Raw genomic sequence first — 25,566 nt, 5'->3', positions numbered from 1 at the left:
ATCAGCTGTCGCCGGAGTGCGACGGCCCGAAGAACTCGATCTCCGCGAAGGCGACCTGCTTGGTCGAGGAGGTGTGGTACGAGGACTGGACGGTGAAGCGGACCTTGGTGACGTCGTCGTAGCGGAAGTTGCGGGCCTGGCCGCCCGCGCCGTCGTCCAGGGTGAGCCGGCTCCGCGTGGTCTTGCCGTCGGCCGTGGTGACGGTGACGTCGATGAGGTGCGGAAGTGCCTGCTCGGTGTTCTTGTCGGCGTGCGGGGAGACGCCCGGGGTGACCATCACGTTCAGCAGGCGGGTCGGGGAGTCGAAGGACGCCTCGATCCACTGCCCCTGGCCCGACTCGGAGACCCCCGGGCCCCACCAAGTGTTGTTGATCTTGTCGAAGGAGGAGTCCGGCTTGTGGCCCGGGTAGGACCGGGACGCGGAGACGTGGTCCGGGGAGACGGGGGCGCGCTTGGCGAAGTGGTCGCGGGTCGCCCGGACGCCGTCGGGGATGTGGACGGCCGCCACGATCACCAGGGTCAGCACGATCGCCGCGCCGACCCATCGCAGGACGCGGTCGAAGGTGCGGCGCACCCGGGGGCGGTCGCCGGCCCACGGGGTCTCCCGGTTGTTGGAGTCGAACAGCCGCCGCCACCAGGGCAGTCGGCGGCCCGGCGCGTGCTCGTCGCCCGCCATGGGCATCGCGCACCGGGTGCAGTAGTGCCGGTCGGGCCGGTTCCGGGTGCTGCACCAGGGGCAGGGCGCGCCCCCGTCGAAGCCGAGCTGCTCGCCCGGGGCCTGTACGGACTGCGGGCGCTGGGGGACCGGCCGGCCGGGCAGGACCGGCGCGACGGACGGGGCCACCACGGGGGCGGGGTCGGCGACCGGGACGATGAGTCGGCGGGCGCGGTCGGACATGGCCCGGTCGTCCGCACCCCGGTCGGTCTCCCGGACCGGCCAGTCGTCCACCCCTCCGGCCGCACCCCGGTCGGTCTCCCGGACCGGCCAGTCGTCCACCCCTCCGGCCGCACCCCGGTCGGTCTCCCGGACCGGCCAGTCGTCCACCCCTCCGGCCGCACCTCCGTCGGCGCCTCTGGCCGCCATTCTGGCCGCCCAGTCGTCCGTCACCCCCGGGACCTCCTGGGTGTCGGGCTCGTCGCGGTCGTCGTTCGCGCCGTGCCCGGAGGCCCGGGCGGGCTCCGTCGGGGCGGTGGGCCCGGCGTCGTACGCCTCCTCGCGCGCACGGCTCTCCGGGGAGCCCGCCTGGGCGAGGGGCCCGGGGTCCAGGGGCTGCCGCGACTGCCGGGGCAGCCCCGCGCCGCCGCCGGGCCGGGCGAAGGCGTCCCAGCCGGGGCCGGCGGGCGCCGGGCCGTCGGTCGGGGCCGTCCGGCCGTCGGACGGGGACGCGGTGGCCGGGCCGGCGGACGCCGCTTCCGGAGCGGGCGCCTCGGCGCCCGCTCCCTGGGCGCGGGCGGTGCTCGCGGCGGCGGCCGGGGCCCCGCGATCGGCCCAGCTCAGTACGGCCCCGCACGCGTCGCAGAACGACTGGCCCGGTTCCGCGCGGGTGCCGCATTCGGCGCAGTTCTGCGTGGTCATCTCTCCGAGGTCCTTTCGGACGGATCGCCGGCGGTCACCTGGACCGTGTACGGCATGTGGGCGGGCCGGGCGGCGGCCACGATGCCGTCCAGGCGGTAGTGGTCCGCCTTGGTCGGTTCGGGCAGCCTCAGGTGTACGTGCAGGTGGGGGCGCGGGACGCCGGGGATCGGGCCGAGCGGGCGGGCGGTCCAGTCGGCCGCCCCGCTCTCGCTGATCTCCGGTGCGACGCCGAAGGCGAGCCGGACCGTCTCGGCCAGGCCGCGCCGGGTGCCGCGGATGCGGTGGAGGTACGCGGCGGTCGCCACGGCGGTGCGCAGCAGCGCCTCGGGCTCGGTGCCGTCGGTCTCCGCGCCGACCCAGGCGGTGAGCCACCGGACGAAGTCCACCGGCGCCAGCGAGGGCCTGAAGTAGGAGTCGACGCAGTCCAGCGCGGTGTGGATGGGCGCGACCACCTCGTCGAGCCCGGCGACGAAGCGCAGGGCGAGGTCGTCGTCGGCGAAGACGGCGGGCAGCATCGCGCCGATGGGCGCCGACGAACCGAGTCCGTCGATGGAGCCTCTCATCCGCGGCTCCCGCCGGTGCGGTCGCCGTCCGCCGAGTCCCCGATCACGCGGACGCGGTGGTCGTACGAGAACACCAGGGACGGCGGCGACAGGTCGATGCGGTTGGTCGCCTCGCCGCGCTTTCCGGTCAGCGGGTCGGCGGGGTAGAGCACGACCTCGTCCACCAGCTCGACGCCGGGGATCCGCTGGAGCACCGCGAAGGCCTCGCCGGCCTGCACGGGCCGTCCGAACGGCCAGCCCTTGCCGTCCGCGCCGCCGGTCAGCGGATCGAGGTGCTGGTAGAGGGCGTCGTGGACCCGTCGGCGTACCAGGTCGGTGTCGACGCCGCGGAAGGCGTGCACGGTGGCGACGACGGTGACGCCCTGGTAGAACGGCGGGCCGACCGCCAACCGGGTCCCGATCAGGCGCCGTTCGTCGAGGTGCCGGGTGATGCGCTCCAACAGTGCGTCGCCGGGCACCAGTTGCTCGAAGCGGAGGCGGCCGCCCGGGTCCGGCACGGCCTGCGGGACCACCAACACCCGTACGGCGTAAGCGCCGTACTCGCTCTCCTCGCCCTCCAGGCAGGTGATGCGCGCGGTCTCGGGGGCGGCCCGGCGGGCCAGTTCCTCGTAGTCGCGCAGGGTGACCGCGCGCTCCTGGGCCCGCAGCGTGATCGGGGCGCGGACCTTCGCCTCCTCGACCGTCTCGCCGTCCACGCCGCCGCGGGCGGCCTCGCGGTTGACGACCTCGGAGACGTACGGGATGGAGGTGCGCAGGACCTGTACGGCGCCGCGCGCCACGTTGCCGGCCCGGCCGCCGCCGGTGCGGTAGCGGCGGGCACGGACGGGCGAGCCCTTGGGGGAGGCCATCCCGTACCGGCGCAGGGTGCCGTCGGGTTCGCGTACCGCGGGCCCGAAGGCGATCTCGCCGGTGGCGGCGTCCACGGTGACGTGCCGGTCGTCCGGGCCGGAGGCCGCGAAGTGCGGGACGACCTCCCAGTCCGCCCAGCCCTCGTGCTCGGCGGTCTGCAGCAGCACCGGCGGGGTGTCGCCGACCACCGGCGCGTGCGCGAGCCGCAGCCGCTGGCCGGGCAGCCCGGTGGACTCGCCGAGCGCCTCGTCGTAGACCGTCTCGGCGTGGACGACGGGGGCGGTGCCGCCGATGGTGAATCCCTCGGCGGACCGGACGGTGGGCGAGGTGGTGTAGAAGGGCTGGCCGGGGAGGGGTTCGGTGACCCGGCACCGCAGCCACCCCGCCTCCTGGCCCGCGTTGCGGGAGAGCACGTGCCCGGCGGGGACGTGCAGGACCACCTCACCGGGCCGGTTGAGACCACCGGTGCCGTCCCGGTCGACCTCGCAGAGCTGCCAGCCGTCCTCGGTCCACGCCTCCCACACCAGGGGCGGCTGCCGCGGGTCGACGCCGACGCCGTCGACCCGGCTGTCCAGTTCCAGGGCGACCGCGCAGTGCGGCACGGCACTGGTCAGGCCCAGCAGCATGCAGTCGCCCGGGGAGGGCGACTCGGAGAAGCAGAGCACGTTCTTCTCGTCGTCGGCGAGGTCGTGCGTGCGGTCCAGGGCGGCCTCACCCCGCCGCTGCACCAGCAGACGGTTCAACGAGGCGCTCCATACGATGAGTTCGCGCTCGGTCGCGAACACGACGGCCTCCTCGTCGCCGGTGCGCGAGGTGGCCACCTCGGTGCCGAGCGGTACGGTCACCGGCTCCTCCTGCGGCGCGGAGAGCCAGAACGTCACGTCCGTACGGGCCGCGGAGGGCGGGAACAGCGTGATGCCGACCAGGTCCAGGAAGGCCAGATGGTTCTTCTCCGGCACCCGGTTGAGCCGGTAGACGACCTCGTCGGCCATGTGCGCGACCGTCTCGACGAGGGTGATGCCCGGGTCGGAGACGTTGTGGTCGGTCCACTCCGGGGCGCGCTGCTGGATGTAGCGCTTGGCGTCGTCGACGAACTGCTGGAAGCGGCGGTCGTCGAGGTTCGGGGAGGGGAGGGCCATCAACGGTCGCTTTCGGGAGAGTTGTCCGGGTGGGGGCCGGTGTCGGGCTCGTCGTGGGACGGGATGACGTAGAACGGGAAGACCAGGCTGCGGGGGTTGTTGGTGCCGCGGATCGAGTAGCGGACGTCGATGTAGAGGACGGACTGGTCGGTGCCCACGGTGACGTCGACGTCGTCGACCTCGATGCGCGGCTCCCAGCGGTCGAGGCTGGCGTACACCTCGTGCTGGATACGGCCCGCGGTCTGCTCGTTGACCGGTGCGAACACCAGGTCCTGGATGGCGCATCCGAAGTCCGGCCGCATCGGCCGCTCCCCGGGCGCCGTCGACAGGACCAGCCGGATCGCCTCCTCGACCTCCCGCTCCCCGCTGACCAGGGCGATCCCGCCGGTGGGTCCGATGCGCAGGGGAAAGGACCAGCCGGACCCGACGAACTGCTCGGCCATCAGACCTGCTCCTGCCTTCCGTTGGTGTTCTCGCTCATAGCACCGGGAGTCCGTTGGCCAGGAACGCCGGGGACGTGACCAGGACCGTGGGGGCCTTGATGGTGGTGTTGACGGCCGAGGTGACCTGCACGGTTCCGCCACCGGTCAGCATCGCGGCGCCCACGGCGCTCATGTTCAGGACACCGACCGAGTTCAGCCCCAGCTCACCCGCGGCCCTGACGTTGACCGCGCCGCCGCCGCTGATGCTGAGCGGCCCGCCGCTCTTGATGGTCAGGGCCCGCCGGGCGCTGAGCGTCAGATCGGTACCGGCCTCCACCGACACCGACCGGCTGCCCGTGATCTTCACCGTGCCCTTGCTGTCCACGACGATCTCGGTCTTGGTCCGGTCCAGATGGATGATCAGCTTGTCGTCCCCGGACGCGAGCCGGACGCCCTGTTTACGGCCTCCGGTCTTCTGGCTGAGCAGGTCCACGCGGTTGCCGTCCCGGTCGGAGACGGTGTGCCGGGTCGCCTTCTTCGACACGGAGTTGTGCAGCGGTACGTCCTTGACGGGGGTCGGCACGTCCTTGCCGTTGTAGAGCCCGCCGATCACGAACGGGTGGTCCAGGGCGCCCCGGTCGAACCCGACGAGCACCTCGTCGTTGACGTCCAGCGGGAAGATGCCGCCACCGGCGAGGCCGCCCATCTGCACGGTCCGCGTCCAGTCGCTGACGTAGGTGTCGTCCAGCCACGGGAACCGCAGCTTGACGCGCCCCTGCTTCAGCGGGTCGTTCACGTCGGTGACCAGGGCGTTGGCCACGCTGGGCAGCCGGGGCGCGGTCTCCGAGCCGCCGGAGGTGAGGCCGTACAGCGAGCGCCACTGGCGTCCGCTGACCGTCACCCAGGTCTCGTAGTGCCTGCCGTCGCCGAAGAGGTGGCGCACCGAGGTGGCGGTGTACTTGCCTTCGAAGGGCTTGCCCACGTCGGCCAGGGCCACCGGGATGCCCGGCCGCAGCTTGGGGTTGCCGCGCGCGACGACCTCCACCTCGGCGAAGGAGGAGGTGATGTCGTCGGCGAGCGCGTCGGCGGCGAACTTCACCTCGGCCTGCTTGTCGTACGGGGTCCCCGTGTCGACCAGCGGTGCCGTGCCGAACTTCCCGGCGGCGGCGCCGGGGGTCGTACCGATCCCGATGGCCGGGTTGGACAGCGCCGGGGAGACCGCGGTGAGCTCCTTCTTCGTCGTGACGTCCCAGCCCCGCGCCTCGACCTTGCCGACCTGGTCGGCGGCGGTCACGGCGGCCCGCAGCCGCAGGATGTCGTGGCCGGCCTGGAGCACGAAGGGGCTCTTGTCCCCGTCGGTGCTCGGCGAGGGCGCGCCGGAGGACGGCTTGGGCGACACGAACTGGAACATGCCCTTCGCGTCGATGGACATCACCATCTCGTTCTCGTCGGCGAGCCGCGCGAGGAAGTCCCAGTCGGTGACGTTGGACTGGCTGATGAACTCGTACACCGTCTTCGTCGACTGGATGCGCCCGATGGGCACCCCGTCCTGGGCGGCCAGCTTCCGGGCGATGTCGGACGCGGTCTGGTTGCGGAAGGCGGTGACCCGGCGCCGCCGCAGCAGGCGGTGCCCGAGGTCGTAGCCCCGCACGACGGCGAAGGTGCCGGTGCCGTCGTAGTCGACCTCCAGGCCGGTGACCTCACCGGTCAGCAGCGGGTCGCCGGCCCCGTGCCCGTCGGCGATCGGCGTGATGACCACGCTGGTGCCGAAGGTGACCCCGAGCTTGCCGAGGATCGTCCGGTACGGGTCCCGGAAGGTGAGCCGGAACGCGGCCGGAACACCCATCCCCTGGTCGACATGGCTCTCGACCAGGGAGTCGGTGAGGTTGGGCGGCACCTTGGCACCACCGATCCTGACGTCGACGACACTGGAGTACGCGGCGCGCACCATCAGCCACGCACCTCCTCTGCGGACGGCATGATCAATTCGGTTCCGGGGGACAGGACCCGGGGGTCGTCGATGCCGTTGACCCGGGCGATCGACCTCCAGGCGGCGGCGCTCCCGTACTCCCGCCAGGCCAGCGACTGCAACGAGTCGCCCGCCACGACCCGGTGGACGCGCTGCGCGGTGAGCGCACCGGACGTCGGGTTCTGCCCCCTGGTCTTGCTGGGGATCTCGGTCAGCTGCAACCGGGCGGTGGCCCGGATGGGGACGCCGGTGGTGCCGAACACCGTGTACGAGACGTCGACGGAGCTGATGTAGGCGGTGAACCGCACCGTCGAGAACGCCCCCCACTGGAAGACGACCCACGGCGGCGAGGGCTTCTTGGCACCGATGCTGCGCAGGGTCACCTCGCAGCAGTCGAGCAGCGACTCCACCTTCTTCAGCACGGTGTTGCCGGTCGGCTTGTCGGAGGAGTCGAGGAAGATCTCCAGACCCATCTGCATCGCCTCGACACCCATGAACTCCGGCTTCGCACCGGTCCGTTCGATCTGCGCCGGGGTCGCCGTCCACAACGCTCGTCGGCTCAGCGAGAGTTGGGACGGATTGAAGTCGAAGGCGAAGGTCTCGATGATCCCGCCGGGGGTCATGCTGTCGCCCACCGGGGGTTCGTGGATCGCCAGGTTGGCGCGTACGAGGCTCTTGCCGGCGCCCTTGCTGCCCTTGGCCATGGTGTCGGCCGCCTCTCAGTTCGTGAATCCGTGGTGGACGATCTCCAGGACCTCGGTCGCCACGGCCGGACTCGCGGGGTCGAGGGTGGGCCCGGTCCAGCGCACCGGCAGCACGTCGATGAGACCCCAGCTGGCGACCTCCGAGCCGTCCGCGCGCAGCGCCGCGATCTGCGCGGTGGGCCGCGTGATCCCGGTCTGCACGGACGAGATCCACTTGGCGACCTTCGCGGTGTCCGGGGTGAGGGGACGGGTCAGCCGGATCGTGGAGAAGGTGACCCGGGTCGGCAGCGCCCACACGAAGCCGTTGTTGCCGCCCTCCTGGTGGTGCTCGATCTCCACCTCGGACGACAGCCCCTCGCACCCGTTGAAGTAGCCGAGGCTCTCGCCGTCGATGCTGAGGGAGAACCAGATGGTGGAGCCCGGGTCTTGACTGGAGGGCATCTCGGCGGACCTTTCTCTCTGTGGTGCGGTCGGACGGGTCGGTGCGGGGCGGCTTTCTCGGCGGTGCCAGGCTGCGGTCAGCGGCGGTCGGTGGCGGTCAGCGGCGGGGATCGCGGAGCTTGCCGATCCGCTCGCGGTCCAGCCGGAGTTCGGTGCGGATCAGCCGGGTGATCCGGCCGATGAGCCGGTGCGCCAGCTCGTCGAGCTGGAACTCCGTGAGCTCCTTGGGATCGAACGTGCCGTCGGGGACCGCCTGGTACGCCGGCGGGGGCGGCGGTGCGTACGGTGGCGGCGCGTACGACGCCGGGGCCGCGCCGGGGGTGTAGGGGGGCGGCGGCCCGGCAGGCGTGTACGGCGGCGGCCCGGCCGGGCGGGTGGGCGGCGCGGCGTGCGCGAGGTGGCCGGCGACCGTGGCCGCGGCGGCGGACGCGAGGCTGCCGAGCGCGGACGAGCCGGAGTGGACGGGAGTGGTCCCGGCCTTCTTGGAGTGCCGCCCCCAGAGCCGCTGGACGACCGGCATCGGGGCCGCCGGAGCCGCCTGAGCCTCGGGGGCCGAGAGCGGAGCCACGGCGGCGGAACCGCCGGCCGCCTGGGCCCGGGCCGTCACCGGACGGCGCAGCGGCACCGCCCTCGCGGGAGCCGCGACGCTGCGCTGGAGCGCGGCCGGCACGGCCGGCGCCGGCGCCGGGGTCGGCATCGGCGTTGACGGCAGCGTCGGCGGCAGCGCGGTCGGGAGCGGCCCGGTCGAAAGCGGCGGCTGTACGGAGCTGGGCGCGGCCACCGGGAGAGGCAGCGGCGCCAACGACGCTTGAGGCTGTCGGAGTTGGGCCCGCTGAATCGGGGACTGCGACACCGGGGGCTGCGGAAGCTGGGGCTGCGGCATCGAGGGCTGCGGAAGCTGGGACTGCGGAGCCTGCGACTGCGGAGCCTGGGACTGCGACTGCGCCGGTGACCGCTGTACGAAGGGAAGCGGCGGGACCGGCGGAAGGGCGCGGGCGGCCGGTGCCGGAGCCGTACGCGAGGTCGGAGCCTGGGCCGTACGCGCCGACTGTGCGGGCTGTGCACGCTGAACGGGCTGGGCGGGCGTCGGCGCGGCGTCGGTGGGCACGGCACTCATCGGGGCGCCGAGGGGCGAGCGGCGCGGAGTCGCCGGAGACGGGACCGGGGCCGACAACCGGGCTGGGGACGGGGCTGGGGACGGGTTGGCGCTCGCGGACGGGGCCGGGACGAGGGTGCCCATGGCCCGTTGGACGGCGGGGGCCGGAGCGGAGGTACGTACCGGAGGCGCCGAGGCGATCGGAGCGCCCAGACCCGTGCGGGACGGCGGACGGGCAGCGCTTTCCCGGACGGGCGGCACGGCGGAGGAGTCCGCCGTCCGCCCGGCGGGCTGCCCCTGGGCCCCGGAGCGGGCCGCCGCCCGCTGGACGGGGGGGCCTGGCTGAACGGGGCTGCTGGGCAGCGAAGTTGTGCCGGACGCAGGGGCGGAGGAGGGCGCCGGGGTCGGTCTCGTCGGCTGAGCAGACTGCACGGACTGGGCGGGCTGCACGGGCTGGGCGGGCTGGGCGGGCTGGGCGGGCTGGGCGGAGTGCACAGGTCCGGGCGCCGGGGTGATCGGCTGGGCGGAGGCGCGTTGGACGGCGATCCCCGGGGCGGGCGAAGCCACCGGCGCCGAGCCGGACGCGGCCTCCGAAGGGGAGCCGGACGGCGTGCCGGACGAGGAACTGCGGCCACCCGGCGCGGTCGGCGTGGAGGCGGTCGCCGCGGGACCGGTGCGGGGTGAAGCCGCCGGACCACCGACGGACCGCGACGGCGAGGCGGGCTGCTGCCGCGCGGATTCGGGCGCTCGCTGGACGACGGGCAGCGGCGCTGCGGTACGCGCGGCGGGCGCGGCCGGAGCCGAGGGCCGAACGGCTCCGGGGGTGGCCCCGGACGGCTGCGGGGAAGGCGCGCCCTGCACGGGCTGCGCGGGCTGCCCGCCCCGGGCCTCGCTGCGCACAACGGCAGCGCGCTGGACGGGAACGTCACCGCCCCCCGCACGCCGCACCGGAGCATCATCAGCCCCCGCACGCCGCACGGGAGCGTCAGCGGCCGCCGCGCGCTGCACCGGGGCACCGTCGCGTGCCGCCCCCGCGTCGACGCTCGCGGAAGGGGCCGGCGCGACGCTCGCGGAAGGGCTCGGGGCGACGGGAGGCCGGGCGGGACCGGAGTCCCCACGGACCGGGGCCCCCACGCCGACGCGACGGCCGGGACGCGCCGAACTCTTCCCCACGGAGGGGCTGTCGGCGGGGCCGGAAGGGCCGACGGCCCCCGCCGAGGTGCCCTTGACCGGCGCGGCGGACGCGGACGCGGCGGGCGCTCCCGACTCGGCACGCGCCGGGCCCGCCGCGTGCCGAGTCGGCTGTACGGTCGAACGCTGCACCACCTGCGGCTCAATCACCGACGGCTGCACCACCGGCAGCTCCACCGCCGACCGCTGCACGGCCGGAGCGGAAACCGCACGACCGGAAACAGCCGGACCGGGCCCCACCGGACCAGGTGCCACACCCACCGGAGCAGGCCCCGCCGGAGCAGGACTCACGCCCGCCGGACCAGGGCCCGTCGGGCCGGAACCTCCGCCCGAAGCCTCCCCCGCCGTACCGCCCTCACGCGGGACGGCCGCTCGCCGCACCGGAGCGGCAAGCGGTTCCGCGCCACTCGTAGGGGCCCCGCTCATGGAGGCCCCGCTCATGGAGGCCCCGCTCGTGGGGGCCCCGCTCACGGCGCCCGCGTTCCGCCGTGCCACCGGCAGGGACCGCCGCTGCACCGCCGCCCCGGGCTGCGCCCGGGTCAGGGCCGTCGGCCGGGGGGACGGGCTCGCCGCGACCGGCGTCACCCGCAGACCCGCGCGCGGCGAGGGGGGAACGGCAGCCGGGGACTCGGGACCGGCCGGGGTCACGTGCCGTACCGGCACCGGAGCGGAGGCAGGAGCAGCGGCCGGCGCCGGGGCGGACCCGCCTACGGAGGCCGGACCGGCCGCCGTCGCCGCGCTGCGCTGAACCACCGGACCCGGGGCGACCCCGACCGGAGCCGCACCCGGAGCCGGGGTCACAGCCGGAGTCACGCCCTGAACCGGAACCGCAGCCGGAACCGGCCGCGCGGTGCGCGCGCGGGAAGCGGCGGGCGCGGGCGCGGGCACCCCCGGTGTACCCGGGAAGCTCGCGGGGAGGGCCCGCAGCGGGACGGCCGGGGCACGCTGCACCGTGGCGTCGTTGCCCGCCAACGGCAGTGCGCCCGCACGGCGTTCGAGGCCGGGTACGGGCCGGGCCGACGCCGGGCGCGTACCGCCGCCGATTACCGAGTTCGACCGGCCGTCCAGGACGGCGTGGGACGCGGTGCCCATGAACGACGGGTTCTGCCAGGTCGGCAGCCGGCCGCCGAACCCGGAATCCGCGATCCCCGCCGGGCCGGTGGCCACCGCACGCTGGATCGGCGGCAGCCCGGCCCAGGACGCGGCGACCGGCGCACGGCCGCCCGCCGGTTCCGTCGCCGCCGCCCGGCCCGCGTCGGCACCGCCGTGCGCGGACTCCGCCGCACCCACGGACGGTACGGATGCCGCACCCACGGACGGTACGGACGCAGCGCCCTCGGACGGTACGGCCGCCGCACCCGTGCCGGTACTCGCACCCGTGCCCGTACCGCCCGCCCGGCCTGCCTTGAACCGCTCCAGGAACCCCACGGCTCAGCCCTCCGCGCCTGCGCGCGTCACGAAGGACGCGATCTGGTCGGTGTAGCGGCGCCGGTCCTGGTGTTCGAGGTCCAGGATCTGCTCCAGGCTCCAGTGGAAGTGGTAGGCGACGTACGCGATCTCCTCGTGCAGCCGGTCGTTCGCGTACGTCACGATTCCCCCAGGCGGCTCCCGCCGAGCTCGACCTCGAAGGGCTCGGAACAGTGCGGGCATTCCACCGACGCGCGGGTGTGGCCCTCCGCGTTGATCTGGCGGTAGAAGTCCTGCAGGAAGGCCAGGTCGGAGGCGAACATGTTCTCCACGATGCCGTCGTGGATCATCGGCAGCGTGCCGAGCCGGGTGATCACCCGGCCCAGCAGCACCACCGACAGGAACGCCGGGTTCTCCTGGACGCGCACGTCGCGCAGCGGGACGAGTTCGTCGCGCGCCGTCGAGAGGCGCATGATCCCGTCCCGGTGCACGGTGCCCGAGTCGTCCACGTAACCGCGCGGCAGCTGGAACGCGAACTCGGTGCGCAGCTCGTACCGTTGCTGCTGCTGTTGCGGCACCTGCTGCTGTTGCGGCACCTGCTCCTGCTGCGTCGGCTGCGGCTGCGGGATCTGCGCGGCGGACTGCGCGTCCGGTACGGCGGTGGGCGCGGGCTGCGCCGTCTCCGCACCGGACTCCTGGGCGAACGCGCCGGCCCTGGCGGCCGAACGACGCATTACTCGATGACCAGTTCTTCGAACACGATGGTGACCGTCTCGGTGAGCGCGGACGCCTCGCCGGCCTTCACCGTGCTCGCGTCGATCTTGCTGCACCAGGCGTTGCGCAGGTGGTAGCGCTTCACCGGGTTGTTCTGGAAGTCCATCATGATGATGGAGGCGTTCTTGCGGGCCGTGGTCATCTGGCCGGAGATCGACTGGTTGATCCACTGGGTGAACGAAGCCGACTGCGTCATACCGCGGATGACCGTGCAGGTGCCGTTCTTCTTCACACCCGGCATGTTCTTGACCACGTTCTGGCCGTTGGGGGTGTTCTGCTGGTAGGTGATGACGTCCTGCTCGATGCTCATGCCACTGACCTCGGCGAGGTACTCGACCATGACACCGTCGATCTGCAGGCCGAAATTGTGCGAGGTGAGGGCGTCACCCGGCTGGAGACTCATGTGTTCGCTGTCCTTGTGAAGGTCTGTGGGATGGCGCTACGGCGGTGAAGCCAACCAGGCCCGGTACGAACCGGGTCGGAGCCCGAGGCCCGGGTGGTGTCCGGCCGGTCGCGGCCGGACACCACCCGGATCGGCTGCTACTCCTCCAGCTCTCCGTTGCCGCTGGAGAACTGGGCCAGTCGGAAGATCACGAACTCGGCGGGCTTGACCGGCGCGATGCCGATCTCGCACACCACACGGCCGACGTCGACCGACTCCGGCGGGTTGGTCTCCTCGTCACACTTGACGTAGAAGGCCTCCTCGGGGCGCTGGCCGAAGAGGGCGCCGCTGCGCCACTCGTTGGTCAGGAACGCCGAGATGTTGCGCCGGATGCGCGCCCACAGGGCGTGGTCGTTCGGCTCGAACACCACCCACTGGGTACCGAGGAGGATCGACTCCTCCAGGTAGTTGAAGTAGCGGCGGATGTTCAGGTAGCGCCAGGCCGGGTCCGAGGAGACGGTACGGGCACCCCAGATGCGGATGCCGCGACCGGGGAAGGCCCGGATGCAGTTGACGCCGATCGGGTTGAGCAGGTCCTGCTCGCCGCGGGTGATCTGGGTCTCCAGGTCCACCGCGCCGCGCACGACCTCGTTGGCGGGGGCCTTGTGCACACCGCGCTCGGAGTCGTTGCGGGCCCAGATGCCGGCGACGTGACCGCTCGGCGGGACCAGCACCGACTGACCGACGGACGGGTCGAAGGACTTGATCCACGGGTAGTACAGGGCCGCGTACTTGGAGTCGTAACCGGCCGTCTCCTGGCGCCACACCCGGATCTGACGGGCATTCAGGCTCGGCGGCGGGTCGATGACCGCGACCCGGTCGCCCATGAGCTCGCAGTGCGCGATCAGGCCCAACTGGACTGCCTTGACGGCCTCCAGGTCGATCGCACCGCGCTGGTAGGCGGCCATCAGGTCGGGCACCGCGACCATGGAGATCTCGTCGATCGCCTCCAGGCCGCCGAAGCCGGTGCGGTCCGCGGAGTCGCCCAGGTAGCGGGCCGCCCCGGGGTACGAATCGTCGGCGGGCACGGCGGGGGCGGCGGCCGACGGAGCCGCGAGGGCGACCGTCTGCGCGTCCGGCCGGACCAGCTGTCCGGCGGGCGCCGCCTCGGCCACGGTGATGAGCTTGGAGCGCTCCTTCACCTGCGTGACGACGTAGGTACGGCCGCCCTTCTTGGCGGACACGTCGAAGGTCTCGACGGCCTTGTCGCCGTCCTTGACCGTCAGCTTGAACCGGTCGGCCGGACTGTCGTCCTCCGGAAGCGTCACCTCGACGCTGAGCGCGCCGGTGGTGCCGGGCGCGATGGCCGCGACCGAGAACCCGCCGAGCGGCCGGAACTCGCCGGCCTCCAGCGCGGCCGGGGCGGTGGTGGCCTTCACCGCGGCGCGGCCGGAGCCGGCCGGTCCGTCGGAGGACGCGCCCTCGGCGGAGCCGCCCACGCGGACCACGTAGGCCGCGGAGCCACCGTTGTTGAAGAAGCCGTAGACGGAGTGCGCCAGGTAGTACCCGTCGGTGAACTCACCGAACGACGCCACGTACTGGCTCCAGTTGGTGACCAGGGTCGGCTCGTTCAGTGGACCGCTCGGCGCGAGTCCCACGAAGGCGGCGACCGACGTGCCCACTCCCTCGATGGGACGCGAGCCGCTGGCCACCTCCTCGACGTAGACGCCGGGCGACAGATAGGACGGCATGTTCTGCTCTCCTCGGGGTACGAGACAGGAACCACCTCGACTCTCGCCCCTGCGGGAGGGCCGCCGAAACGTCCTCCGGGACCTGTTCGGGGGCACTGCCGGTGCCCTTGAGGGCAGCCGGTGGCTTCCGCACCGTCCGGAGCATGACTCGCCGTCAGCTGCGGGCTCGCCCACCGCCCCCCGTGTTCCGGGCGGGTACGGCGTCCCTGCGGGCCGGGGAGAGCCAGGTCCCCGCCCGAAGCGGGGCGGGTGGGCGTTCCTCGGGATCCAGTTCTCTGCCTACCACTGCCCGTCCGCCTCCCGGAAGGGCCTCCCGGGCACACCCGGGGGCAGCCGGTCACGCTTCGGGGAAGACCGGGCGGCCGATCAGGCAGCCCGTCGTCCCTCGCGGCCGGGTGCTCCTGCCCGCGATCACCTGACCCGTACCCGGACGCTGCCCTAGCGTGTCCGGGTGAGCCTTTGGACTTCTCTCGAACCCGCGTCGGCCACGGTCGATCCCGGCAGCAGCACCACCGTACGACTCCGCCTGCGCAACACCGGCGACGTAGTCGACGAGTACCGCTTCGAACCCGTCGGCGACATCGCCCCCTGGACCACCATCGAACCACCCACCCTGCGCCTCTACCCCGGAACCACCGGCACGGTCGAGCTGAAGTTCGCACCCCCACGCACACCCGACGCCACCGCAGGCCCCAACCCCTACGCCATCCGCATCACCCCCACCGAACACCCCGAAGCAACCACCGTCCCCGAGGGCAACCTCACCATCACCCCCTTCACCGAACTCCGCGCCGAACTCGTACCCCCCACCGTCAAAGGCCGACTCCGCGGACGCCCCCGCCTCGCCATCGACAACCTCGGCAACACCAAACTCACCGCCTCCCTCAACGGCACCGACACCGGCGACCAACTCACCTACGAACTCCGCCCCAGCAACATCCAAATAGAACCCGGCCGCGCCGCCTTCATCACCACCACCCTCAAACCCCGCAAAATCATCTGGTTCGGAGCCAAAGAACAACGCCCCTACACCCTCACCGTCCAACGCTCCGGAACCACACCCCTCCCCGTCGACGGCACCTACGTCCAACAAGGCTTCCTCCCCCGCTGGCTCGCCACCTTCCTCGGCATCCTCCTCGCCCTCACCATCACCTTCATCGCCCTCTGGTTCGGCCACAAACCCGCCATCGCCACCGGCACCACCGAAAAACTCGTCGAAGCCAGCGCCACCCTCGCACCCACCCCCACACCCCAAGCCACCCTCGCCCCACCACCCATAACCACCGCCCCCACCACCGAACCCGCCCAGCCGACCCAGGAAACGAAGTCCGAAGGATCGGGCGGAGGCGGCGGCGGGGATTCCTCGGAGCCGAAGCCCCCCGAGGTACCGGATCCGATCGGCCAGTGGCTGGTCAGGCCGGGGGACCTGGGCAAGGACGAAACCGGCGCCCACCCGCTCACCGTGACCGACGTGGCCGGTGCCGACGGGCACGGCGGCGCCGGCTCCTTCAACGGTTCGAGCAGTCAGATGATCTCGACCGGCCCGGTGGTGCCCACCGGGCCCGGCAGCAGTTTCACGATCTCGGCGTGGGTGTACCTCGACTCCACCGCTCACTTCTCCACCGCGGTCAGCCAGAGCGGGACGCACAACAGCGCCTTCTACCTCCAGTTCTCCCCGGGGGAGAAGCGCTGGGCGTTCTCCCGGACACGCTCGGACGGTGGTGACAACGCGGCGATCGGCTACCGCGCGCTCTCCCTGGCCCCGGCAGCCCTGCACACCTGGACCCATCTGGTCGGCGTGTTCGACGGAACCACCGGCAACCAGACCCTCTACGTCGACGGCGCACCCCAGGGCTCCGTGCAGGACCTCTACCCGTTCACGACCACCGGCGCCTTCATCATCGGCCGGGCCAGGTACGCCGACGCCAACGCCGACAAGTTCGACGGGAAGATCAACGAGGTCACGGCGTGGGACCAGGCACTCACCCGCGAGCAGATCAACGAGATTCCCTGAGGTCCGGCCCAGGTGCGAAGGTGCCCCCGGGGAATGCCCGGTCGGCGCCCCCGGGAATGCCCCACGGGGCATCACCCGGGGGCGGAGGGGCTGCCCGGGGAGACCACGGGGGCGCCTGAACGGGCACGTTCGACGGGAGTGCAACTCCGGTCGCGCAGAGGGCACATGAGGGTGGCGGCTCACTGATCTAACGTGGCCGGGTGAGCCTATGGACTTCTCTCGAACCCGCGTCGGCCACGGTCGATCCCGGCAGCAGCACCACCGTACGACTCCGCCTGCGCAACACCGGCGACGTAGTCGACGAGTACCGCTTCGAACCCGTCGGCGACATCGCCCCCTGGACCACCATCGAACCACCCACCCTGCGCCTCTACCCCGGAACCACCGGCACGGTCGAGCTGAAGTTCGCACCCCCACGCACACCCGACGCCACCGCAGGCCCCAACCCCTACGCCATCCGCATCACCCCCACCGAACACCCCGAAGCAACCACCGTCCCCGAGGGCAACCTCACCATCACCCCCTTCACCGAACTCCGCGCCGAACTCGTACCCCCCACCGTCAAAGGCCGACTCCGCGGACGCCCCCGCCTCGCCATCGACAACCTCGGCAACACCAAACTCACCGCCTCCCTCAACGGCACCGACACCGGCGACCAACTCACCTACGAACTCCGCCCCAGCAACATCCAAATAGAACCCGGCCGCGCCGCCTTCATCACCACCACCCTCAAACCCCGCAAAATCATCTGGTTCGGAGCCAAAGAACAACGCCCCTACACCCTCACCGTCCAACGCTCCGGAACCACACCCCTCCCCGTCGACGGCACCTACGTCCAACAAGGCTTCCTCCCCCGCTGGCTCGCCACCTTCCTCGGCATCCTCCTCGCCCTCACCATCACCTTCATCGCCCTCTGGTTCGGCCACAAACCCGCCATCGCCACCGGCACCACCGAAAAACTCGTCGAAGCCAGCGCCACCCTCGCACCCACCCCCACACCCCAAGCCACCCTCGCCCCACCACCCATAACCACCGCCCCCACCACCGAACCCGCCCAGCCGACCCAGGAAACGAAGTCCGAAGGATCGGGCGGAGGCGGCGGTGAGAAGGAGTCCACTCCCTCGAAGGCGCCCGAGGACACCGCGGCGACCGCGGTGAACGGCATGGCCAAGGACGACCCGGCGGGGCGGCACATCTGCTATCGCGCGTTCATCAAGGGCGAGGGCTGGACGAAACCGGTCTGCGACGGCGCCATGACCGGCAACACCCGCAACGTGCCCATCGTGGCCGTCAACACCGCCATCGCCGGTGTCGGTTCGTCGCAGATCCAGGCCGCCGTCCACGACCCCCGGTCGACGAACGGCCAACCCGCCTGGACGCACTGGTCGGACTGGATCGCCGACGGCGAGGACAACTACATGGGCAGCACCACGGAGGACGCCCCCGTCATGACCGCCTTCGCCGTCACGATCAGCAGCGGGCAGGTCTGCCAGAACGTCCGCTACGTCGGCAAGGACTGGTACGCCGAGAAGTGCGTCGACGCGAAGGTCTCCAACGGCTACAACTTCGGGGGAAGCTGGAGCAACGACGTCACGCTGGAGGCGCTCCTGCTCAGGGTCCCCGCCTCCGTCCAGTGACCCGAGGCCCACGAAGCCGGCGAAGGCGGGCGGGCGGGTTCACGCGCGGCCCGCTGGGCCGGGCCTGAACCCGCCCGCCTACCAGGTCCCCTCTCCCGGCACCAGGCGCCCGGCCTTGCGGTACTCGCGCCGGGCGCCTTCCAGCAGGTCGGCCGCCGTGACCTGGTCGTCGCGGGCGGCCGCGAGGTAGGCGGCGGTCACCACGGCGCTGCGGATCGAACCGCCCGCCAGCTCGAAGACCGAGGCCACCGGCTGCACGTCGACCTCCGGTTCGCAGGGCACGTGGGAGAGGCTGTGCCGCCACAGGGCGAGACGCTGCTCGACGTCGGGGAACGGGAAGTCCACGACCAGGTCGAGGCGCCGGGTGAACGCCTCGTCGATGTTGGCGCGCAGGTTGGTGGTGAGCAGCGCGATGCCGTCGAAGGACTCCAGGCGCTGGAGCAGGTAGGAGCTCTCCATGTTGGCGTACCGGTCGTGGGCGTCCTTCACCTCGGACCGCTTGCCGAAGACGGCGTCGGCCTCGTCGAAGAGGAGCACGGCGTCGGTGCGGTCCGCCTCGGTGAAGATGCGTTCGAGGTTCTTCTCGGTCTCGCCGACGTACTTGTCGACGATCGACGACAGCTGCACCGTGTAGAGGTCGAGGCCGAGTTCGGCCGCGACGACCTCCGCCGCCAGCGTCTTCCCGGTGCCGGAGGCGCCCGCGAACAGTCCGAGGACGCCCCGGCCCCGGCCGCCGCCCGCGCTCAGCCGCCACACGCCGAGGACCCGGTCGCGGTGCCGGGCGCGCACGGCGAGTTCGCGCAGCTCGGTGAGGGGGCCCGGGGGCAGCACCAGGTCCCGCCAGTCGACGGCGGGCCGGATGCGCCGGGCGTGCTGTTCGAGGCCGGAGGCGGACTGCTGGCGTGCGGCGAGCCGCAGGTGGGCGGGGGTGAGCGGCCCCTGGTCGAACGCGGCGAGGCCCCGGGCCGCGCGGGCGGCGCGGACGATGTGGTCGTCGGCCAGGTGGTACGGGGCGACGGTGGCGGCCAGGTCGAAGTCGAAGCCGGGCTCCGCGCCGAGCGCCGCCGACCAGGCGTCGGCCGCACCGGCGCCGCGCGGGGGCGCCTCCAGGACCAGCGGGTCCGTGCCGGACCACTGGGGGTCGTACGGGCGCGGCCCGGTGATCAGTACCGGCACGTCGGCGGCCCCCGCCAACTGCCGTATCAGCGCGTCCGGTTTGTCCGGCAGCCCCTGGACGACCACCGCGCGGCCGGTCAGCCGGGCCTCGCGCAGCAGGTCGGGGACGCGGTCCTCGGGCCCGGTGAACCGCAGGGCCGGCAGGCCCGCGAGGCGCAGGGCTGCGGCGATCGAGGGCAGCCCGTCGCCCTCACGCCGCTCACGGAGGTAGGCCGTGACCGGCGGACCGACGGCGAGCCGGGCGGCCAGACGGTGCACGAAGAGGCCGGTGGCGGTGTCGGGGGACGGCGCCTGCTCCTCGTACGGCCCCTGCTCTCCGTACGACCCCTGCTCGGCGCAGGACCCGCCGTGGGACCCGCCGTAGGGCCGGTCGTACGGCGCGTCGCCCGGCTCCGGGCCCGGGTCCAGCGGGTGGAGGTGTCCGGCGAGGGAGGCGTCCGGGGCGTCGTCGCCGAGGAGGTGGGCCAGCAACCGGTCCGGTACGCGCAACGAGCGGCTCAGGAAAGGTCGTTCGGGTTCCTCCACGTCGAGCAGCCCGAGCGCGCGCAGCGGGGCCGCCGGGTGCAGCCGGGCCCGTGCGGACGCCAGGTGGACGGGGATGCCGCAGAGGTCGAGGGCGAGCGCGGCGGTGGCCCGGCGCCGGCTGACGTCGTCGTTGAGGTAGCCGTACAGCGACTCGAAGCTCCGGTCCAGGTCCGGGGCGAGCGCGACGAGCAGGAGGAGGGCGTCGAGGCCGGTCAGCCCGAGCCGGACGGCGAGGTCGGTCAGGCGGTCGGCGTACGCGTCGACCGGCTCGGCGACACCGAGCCGCAAGGGCTCCGCCGGGCGCAGCAGATGCTCGGCCGCCTCCTTCGACACGTACAGGCCGCGCAGCGGGTCGTTCGCGGTGGGGTCGTCGGCGGAGCGGTACTCGACCAACAGCGCCGCGCGTTCGCGTAGTTCGGCGAGGCGGGCGAGGAGCGGCGTGGCGTGGTCGGCGTCGGCATCGGCCGGCGGCGCGAGCGGGGTGCCGGCGGTCATGTGCGGTTGCCCGTGGCGCGGTTGCGGCGGGCCGTTTTCCTGGCCTCCTGGGCAGCCGCCACCTGGTGGGGCCGGTGCGCGCGCTCCGACTCGGCGCGGGTGCCGTCCTCGGCGTCCATGGTGCCCACGCGGACCGCGGCGCCCTCGGTGACGGGCGGCCCGGCGTCGTACTCGGGGTAGGCGGGGAAGGGTGCGGTGATCACCAGGTCGAGGGAGGGCTTGAGTTCTCCGCCGAGCGCGGACCAGATCTCCGCGAGCGAGCGGGCCTCGGTCTGGATGCCGGCCACCGAGAGCGGCACGGCCAAGCCCAACGCACCTAGCGAGCTGGGCAGTTCGGAGGGTCCGATCAGCTCGCGCGGGATGAGCGTGGCCAGCGCGGCGGAGAGCAGCCGGTGTTCGTCCTGGGGCTGCTTGGTCCAGGCGGTCACCAGGTACGACAGCCGGAACCAGCGCGGGGGTTGGCGGCGCTTGACGACCACGTCCCGCTCGTCGTAGACGGGGACGTGCCCCCGCTGGCGGCGGTTGACGTCCTCGCGGATGTCGTACAGATAGGCGTTGATGGTGGGCGCGTTGCGGCGGGCGGCCCAGTCCCGGGTGGGGGCGTCGAAGGCGATGTCGATGCCCGAACCGCTCAACGCGCCTCCGCTGAGAAGGTTCTTGAGGACCTCGTCCACTTCGTGGATCACCGTCGTGCTCCCGCCCTGCCGTTCCCGGCCCCGCTGTCGTCCATGCCTTCGTACCGGCGCGCCGCCTTGATCGTCCCGGCCGCCCCGGACGATCCTGCCTCCCGTACCGCCCGTCCCCGCAGTCGCACCGGGACGTCGGCCGGGCAGACCGCACCGCCCCCAGGGGCGGCTCGGATTGCCCTTCCGGTCAGATGTAGCCTTCCCTCAAGGCCTGAGCCACGGCGTGCGCACGGTTGCGGAGGTGCAGGCGGGTGGTCATTCCGTGCATGACGTTCTTGACCGTGCGTTCGGAGTAGGACAGCTTCTTGGCGATCTCTCCGGTGTCGAACCCCTCGGCCACCAGCCGCAGTACGTCGACCTCACGCGGTGTCAGACCCGACACCGGGGCGCCGGCCCGGCCCGCCGCGCTGCGGTGCAGCGAGCCCACCTGGTTGATCAGCCGGCCGAGCAGGTCGGACGGCAGGTCGCCGTCGCCGCGGGCGGCCGCGTGGACCGCCTGCAGGAGCCGGGTCGCGGTGGCCTCGTGGCGCCACACGATGGCGCCGACGCCGCACTCGATCACGTCGAGCAGTTCCGCCTCCCGCAGGGTGCCCACCACGAGCGCCGCCCGCGCGCCCTCGCCGCGCACCAGTCGGCGCAGCCGGGTCAGCACCGCCTCGTCGAGCGAGTCCTCGACGAGCAGCAGCACCGTGCCGGGGCCGGACTCGCCCTCGTCCCGGAGATCGATCTCCGGGTACCGGCGCAGTTGGCTGTGGACCCCCTCGCGCGAGATCGGGTCCCGGGTGTGCACCGCGACGCGTATCCGCTCCACGGCGTCGGCCGGGCCGGGCTGTGTGGTGCGCGTGGCGCTGTGCAACCGAATTCCCCCATGTCCGCATGTGTGGAACCCGGTTCCGGTCGCCGGCGGGCCCGCGTTATCCACCTTTGTGGAACGGCTGGGGTGCCCGCCATCGTGGAACACCACGAGCGGCACCACGAGATCCGCGGTGTCCGCGGACCACGGCACCACCCGTCGCGGGCAGGACGCCCGGGGCGGTACACGGGGGGACTCCCCGTTCTCCACCGTCGCGAGGAGGGGACAGAATGTCCGGACCCTACAGTGAGCAACCGCGCGAGCACAGGGGTGCGGCGGAACTGATCGCGACACGTGCTGCCCGCGCCCACGCGGGCCACGGCAGTGCGGTACTGCTGCGCGGGGCCACCGGCACCGGCCGGTCCACCGTCCTGGAGGCCGCCGCCGAGGCGGCCGGCGGGCACGGCATGCGGGTGCTGCGGGCCCGCTGCTCCCCCGACGACGCCACGGTCCCCTTCGCCGCCGTCCGGCAGTTGCTGCGCTCGTGGACCACGCCGGAACCACCCGCCGGGGGCTGCGCGATACGCCCGGCCGGCGACCGGCACCCGGACGAGCGTGACCGGGACGGGCTGAACCAGGACGATCCGGACCAGGACGAGCGGGACGAGGGCGACCGGCTGCGGCAGTTGCTGCTCGCCCACGCCGGACAGGCCCCGCTCCTCGTGGCCGTGGACGACGTGCACCTCGCCGACGCGTCCTCGTACCGGTGGCTGGTGCAGACCGCCCGGCACGTGGACCGGCTCCGGCTGCCGGTGCTGCTCGCCGTCACCGAACGCAGCCAGTACGACGTGGGCCAGCCCGCCCCGGGATTCGCCCGCGGCCTCTCCCCCGCCCTCGTCCGTACCCACACCCTCGCCCCGCTCACCGCCGACGCGGCGGCCGGCCTGGTGCGCGCGCGCTTCCCCTCGGCCACCGGGGCGTGGGTCGAGGCCTGCACGCGGGCGGGCGCGGCGAGCCCGCTGCTGCTCCGCGCCCTCCTGGACGACCTCGGCGCCTCCGGCTCCCTCCCGGCCGTGCCCGAGACCGCCGCCGCGCTGTACCCGGGGGCGTACGTGGCGGCGGTGTCCTGGTGGCTGGAGAGCGCCGGGGCGGAGACCGCGGAGGTGGCGCGCGTCCTCGCCGCCCTCGACGAGGAGCCGGACCGCAGGAGCCCGGAGCAGCCCCGCCCGGCCGGCACCGGCCCGGACCGGGCCGCCGAGGAGCTCGACCGGCTGCTCGCCGAGCTGTCCGGCGCCGATCCGGCCCGGGTGACGGGGTGGCTCACCGCCATGACCGGACTGGGCCTGCTGCGCCCCGGCGGCGACGGCAGGCCCCGCTACGCCCACCCGTTGCTGCGCGACGCGGTCCTCGCCTGCGTCCCCGCGACCCGGCGGTACGCCGTACGCGGGGCGGCGGCCGAAGTGACGCGGCGCTGGGGCGCCCCCGCCGAGACGGTCGCCGGGCATCTGCTGCTCGCCGGCCCGGTGGGTCAGCCCTGGGCGCCCACCACGCTGCACGGCGCCGCCTCGCTGGCCCTGCGCGCCGGACGGACCGGCGACGCCGTCGCGTACCTGCGCCGTGCCCTGGACGAACCGCTCTCCGACGGGCAGCGGCAGCGGCTGCTGACCGACCTGGGCTCCCTGGAGTACGCGGGCGCCCAGGCGTCGGCCGCCATCCCCCGGTTCACCGAGGCGCTCGCGCTGGCCGGCACCCCGCGCGAACGGGTCCGCGCGGCCGTCGCCCTGGGCACCGCGCTCGCCGGACGCGGCAGGACGCGCGCCGCCCTGGAGGTGCTGCGCAGGGCGGACGGCCAGCTCGCCGGCCACCCCGGTCTGGCGAGCACCCTGCAGAGCGCGACGGTGCTCCTCTCCGACCAGGACAAGACGGTCCGCCAGGAGGTCTACCGGTGGCTGCGCGTCACCGCGGAACGCACCCCCGAGCTGGTCAGCCCGGCCGCCCACGCACTGCTCGTACGGTACGCGGCCACCGCCGGGCTCACCTCGGCCGACGAGGCGATGCGGAAGGTACGGATCCTGCTCGCCGAGCCGTCCGACCCGCTCGCCGAACCGTTTCTGCTGGGTGCGGCGGCCGCCGTCGCCCAGTGGGCCGACGAGCTCGACGAGGCCGAGGAACTGGTCGACCGCGGCTTGGCCGACCGGCTCCCCCACCTGCCGCACCCCATGCACATGGCGCTGCTCAACGTACGCGCCGACATCGCCACCGCCCGGGGCGAGTTCACCTGGCTGCCCGCCGCCTCCCCCGCCGCCGCGTCCACCGGACTCGCCCCCGCGCACGCCCATGTGCTGACCGGGCTCGTGGAGACCGGCCGCACGGCCGAGGCGCGGCGGTTCGCGGACGCCTTCGACCTGCGGGAGGCGCCCGACTCCTGGGGCCGCAACCGGTTCCTCTACGCGCGAGGAATCCAGCGCGCCTCGGCGGGAGATCCGGCGGGAGCGCTGCACGACTTCCTGGAGTGCGGGCGCCGCCAGGCCGAACGCGAGGTCGTCAGCCCGGTCGTCACCCCGTGGCGCACGGCGGCCGCCCTGTGCTGCCTGGTCCTGGGCAGCCCCGGGCAGGCGCTCGCGCTGGCCGAGGAGGAACTGCGCCTGGCCCGCGTCTGGGGCACCGCGCGCCCGGTGGGCCGCGCACTGCGGGTGTTCGGCACGGTCACCGGCGGCCGCCGCGGCCTGCGGCTGGCCGAGGAGGCCGTACGGCTGCTGCGGGAGTCACCGACCGAGGTCGGCACGGAACTGGTCAGCGCGCTGCTCGCGCACGGCCGGGCGCTGACCGCCGCCGGGGAGCACGCCCACGCCCGCAGATGCCTGCGCGAGGCGGTCGAGCGCGCCGAACGGCTCGGCGCGGTACGGCTGCGCACCCTCGCGGAGCAGGCCCTGCGGGAGAGCGGCGCCCGCCGCCCCACCCGGGCCGGTACCGGCGCGCACTCCCTCACCGCCAGCGAACGCCGCATCGCCCGGCTGGCCGCCGACGGCCACACCAACACCGAGATCGCCGGCCTGCTGCATCTGGCCCGGCGCACGGTGGAGACCCATCTGACCAACACCTACCGGAAGTTGGGGATACGGCGACGGGTCGAGCTGGTCGCGTCGCTGGGCCCGGACTGAGCCGGGGCCGCCTCGCACCGCCGGGGCCAGGGGTTGCGGGACGACCGGGGCGGCCGAGGCGGCCGGAGGTGCCCCGCACCTGACGGCCGTTCCGGCCGAGGCGAGGAGGCAAGGCGAGGCGAGGGGCAAGGCGAGGCGCCTCAGAACTTGCGGGAAGCCCCCGGCGGAGGGCCTGCGGGTTCGGCCCCGCCCACACCCGGCGTGAAGATTTCGGGAGCGCCCGGGCCATCCGGCGAACCGCTGAACACGGACCCGCACATGACTAGCATGAAGCCCCAACTCCATTGCCCAGCAAGGAGAATGTCCGTGCCCGAGATCGATGCCCTGCTCAACCAAGTGGTACCGGCGGCCGAAGCGGCAGTCCTCGCCTACGGCGCCGGCGTACTGAGCAGAGTGCAGGACGAGACAGCCGGTGCGACCGTACGACTGGGGCAGCGGATCCTCACCAGGATCACGAGCCGGGGTGCGGAGGCAGAGGTGGACGCGGTCCGGGAGGCGGTCCAACGGATCGCGGAGGTGGGCGAGGACGAGGACATGCGCAGCCTGCGACGCGCGGAGTTGAGGATCGTCCTGCGTGACGTGCTCAGGAACTCCCCCGATCTCGCAGCGGAGTTCTCGGCGCTTCTGCCGCAGCCCCCCGCCGCGCACGCCAGTGGCCCGCGCAGCGTCGCCGTCGGCGGAGACAACCACGGAACCATCTCCACCGGCGACGGTCTTCCCCCTCGATGAACCACAGGCACGGCCCGCAGGAGCCACACCGCGCCCTCCCGCCCACAACCCTTTCCAGCGGGCCCAGAAGCGTCGCCGTCAACGGA

20 protein-coding genes are annotated in these 25,566 nt (G+C 73.4%); 5 read left to right on the top strand and 15 right to left on the bottom strand.

Translation table 11 applies throughout. From position 1 onward, the window contains the following. Position 1: 1 nt before the first annotated feature. The 8 genes from OG599_RS18865 to OG599_RS18830 all read right to left on the bottom strand — a co-directional run bounded on the left by OG599_RS18865 (position 2) and on the right by OG599_RS18830 (position 8,360). Entirely contained in the window at positions 2–1,576 is a 1,575-nt protein-coding gene (locus tag OG599_RS18865) for an NADase-type glycan-binding domain-containing protein (protein ID WP_327177137.1), read from the bottom strand. Continuing rightward, on the bottom strand, positions 1,573–2,139 hold the full coding sequence (locus tag OG599_RS18860) for a phage tail protein (protein ID WP_327177136.1): 567 nt from the start codon (positions 2,137–2,139) through the stop codon (positions 1,573–1,575). Before OG599_RS18860 ends, OG599_RS18865 begins: the two co-directional genes overlap by 4 nt. After that, positions 2,136–4,127: a putative baseplate assembly protein gene (locus OG599_RS18855; RefSeq protein WP_327177135.1), complete on the bottom strand. Its 1,992-nt coding sequence runs from the start codon at positions 4,125–4,127 to the stop codon at positions 2,136–2,138. The genes OG599_RS18860 and OG599_RS18855 overlap by 4 nt, the downstream gene beginning before the upstream one ends. Further along, a complete protein-coding gene (locus OG599_RS18850; protein ID WP_327177134.1) occupies positions 4,127–4,570 on the bottom strand; it encodes a GPW/gp25 family protein in 444 nt (147 codons plus the stop codon). The genes OG599_RS18855 and OG599_RS18850 overlap by 1 nt, the downstream gene beginning before the upstream one ends. 34 nt (positions 4,571–4,604) lie before the next feature. Further along, positions 4,605–6,500 (bottom strand): VgrG-related protein, encoded by a 1,896-nt coding sequence (locus tag OG599_RS18845; protein ID WP_327177133.1) that lies wholly within the window; start codon positions 6,498–6,500, stop codon positions 4,605–4,607. Continuing rightward, the gene (locus tag OG599_RS18840) at positions 6,500–7,222 is read right to left on the bottom strand and encodes a CIS tube protein (protein ID WP_327177132.1); all 723 of its coding nucleotides are present in this window, start codon (positions 7,220–7,222) and stop codon (positions 6,500–6,502) included. Before OG599_RS18840 ends, OG599_RS18845 begins: the two co-directional genes overlap by 1 nt. Before the next feature lie 15 nt (positions 7,223–7,237). Beyond that, positions 7,238–7,663, bottom strand: a complete 426-nt coding sequence (locus tag OG599_RS18835) for a phage tail protein (RefSeq protein WP_327177131.1) — start codon at positions 7,661–7,663, stop codon at positions 7,238–7,240. A gap of 97 nt (positions 7,664–7,760) precedes the next feature. Continuing rightward, positions 7,761–8,360 (bottom strand): hypothetical protein, encoded by a 600-nt coding sequence (locus OG599_RS18830; protein WP_327177130.1) that lies wholly within the window; start codon positions 8,358–8,360, stop codon positions 7,761–7,763. A gap of 2,014 nt (positions 8,361–10,374) precedes the next feature. Here OG599_RS18830 and OG599_RS18825 point away from each other — a divergent pair. Then, entirely contained in the window at positions 10,375–10,698 is a 324-nt protein-coding gene (locus tag OG599_RS18825) for a hypothetical protein (protein ID WP_327177129.1), read from the top strand. Positions 10,699–11,381: 683 nt separating this feature from the next. Here OG599_RS18825 and OG599_RS18820 read toward each other — a convergent pair. The 4 genes from OG599_RS18820 to OG599_RS18805 form a co-directional block, all read right to left on the bottom strand. Next, on the bottom strand, positions 11,382–11,540 hold the full coding sequence (locus tag OG599_RS18820; RefSeq protein WP_266707268.1) for a DUF6760 family protein: 159 nt from the start codon (positions 11,538–11,540) through the stop codon (positions 11,382–11,384). Continuing rightward, positions 11,537–12,091, bottom strand: coding sequence for a hypothetical protein (locus tag OG599_RS18815; RefSeq protein WP_327177128.1), 555 nt, complete (start codon positions 12,089–12,091; stop codon positions 11,537–11,539). The genes OG599_RS18820 and OG599_RS18815 overlap by 4 nt, the downstream gene beginning before the upstream one ends. Further along, positions 12,091–12,534 (bottom strand): phage tail protein, encoded by a 444-nt coding sequence (locus tag OG599_RS18810; RefSeq protein ID WP_327177127.1) that lies wholly within the window; start codon positions 12,532–12,534, stop codon positions 12,091–12,093. The genes OG599_RS18815 and OG599_RS18810 overlap by 1 nt, the downstream gene beginning before the upstream one ends. Positions 12,535–12,671: 137 nt before the next feature. Then, the gene (locus OG599_RS18805) at positions 12,672–14,264 is read right to left on the bottom strand and encodes a phage tail sheath family protein (protein WP_327177126.1); all 1,593 of its coding nucleotides are present in this window, start codon (positions 14,262–14,264) and stop codon (positions 12,672–12,674) included. Positions 14,265–14,715: 451 nt separating this feature from the next. Here OG599_RS18805 and OG599_RS18800 point away from each other — a divergent pair, with 451 nt between their 5' ends. Both OG599_RS18800 and OG599_RS18795 read left to right on the top strand, forming a co-directional pair. Further along, positions 14,716–16,278 carry a LamG-like jellyroll fold domain-containing protein gene (locus tag OG599_RS18800; protein WP_327177125.1) on the top strand — a complete coding sequence of 521 codons (1,563 nt, stop codon included), beginning with the start codon at positions 14,716–14,718 and terminating at the stop codon, positions 16,276–16,278. Positions 16,279–16,478: 200 nt separating this feature from the next. Further along, positions 16,479–17,915 carry a COG1470 family protein gene (locus tag OG599_RS18795; RefSeq protein ID WP_327177124.1) on the top strand — a complete coding sequence of 479 codons (1,437 nt, stop codon included), beginning with the start codon at positions 16,479–16,481 and terminating at the stop codon, positions 17,913–17,915. Positions 17,916–17,993: 78 nt separating this feature from the next. Here OG599_RS18795 and OG599_RS18790 read toward each other — a convergent pair whose 3' ends face one another. The 3 genes from OG599_RS18790 to OG599_RS18780 form a co-directional block, all read right to left on the bottom strand. Then, positions 17,994–20,111, bottom strand: a complete 2,118-nt coding sequence (locus OG599_RS18790; RefSeq protein ID WP_327177123.1) for an ATP-binding protein — start codon at positions 20,109–20,111, stop codon at positions 17,994–17,996. Further along, positions 20,108–20,797 carry a DUF4255 domain-containing protein gene (locus OG599_RS18785; RefSeq protein WP_327177122.1) on the bottom strand — a complete coding sequence of 230 codons (690 nt, stop codon included), beginning with the start codon at positions 20,795–20,797 and terminating at the stop codon, positions 20,108–20,110. The genes OG599_RS18790 and OG599_RS18785 overlap by 4 nt, the downstream gene beginning before the upstream one ends. 187 nt (positions 20,798–20,984) lie before the next feature. Further along, positions 20,985–21,653, bottom strand: a complete 669-nt coding sequence (locus OG599_RS18780; protein WP_327177121.1) for a helix-turn-helix transcriptional regulator — start codon at positions 21,651–21,653, stop codon at positions 20,985–20,987. 227 nt (positions 21,654–21,880) lie between these two features. On the opposite strand from OG599_RS18780, the gene OG599_RS18775 reads away from it, so the two are divergent. Then, complete coding sequence (locus OG599_RS18775) at positions 21,881–24,751, top strand: LuxR C-terminal-related transcriptional regulator (RefSeq protein ID WP_327177120.1); 2,871 nt, start codon at positions 21,881–21,883, stop codon at positions 24,749–24,751. Between the two features lie 306 nt (positions 24,752–25,057). Next, on the top strand, positions 25,058–25,480 hold the full coding sequence (locus OG599_RS18770) for a hypothetical protein (RefSeq protein ID WP_327177119.1): 423 nt from the start codon (positions 25,058–25,060) through the stop codon (positions 25,478–25,480). The last annotated feature ends 86 nt before the right edge of the window (positions 25,481–25,566 follow it).

The organism is Streptomyces sp. NBC_01335 (assembly GCF_035953295.1).
Classification (GTDB): Bacteria; Actinomycetota; Actinomycetes; order Streptomycetales; family Streptomycetaceae; genus Streptomyces.
Note: the sequence above shows the minus strand (reverse complement) of the source record. Positions and strands in the feature narration are given on the sequence as shown.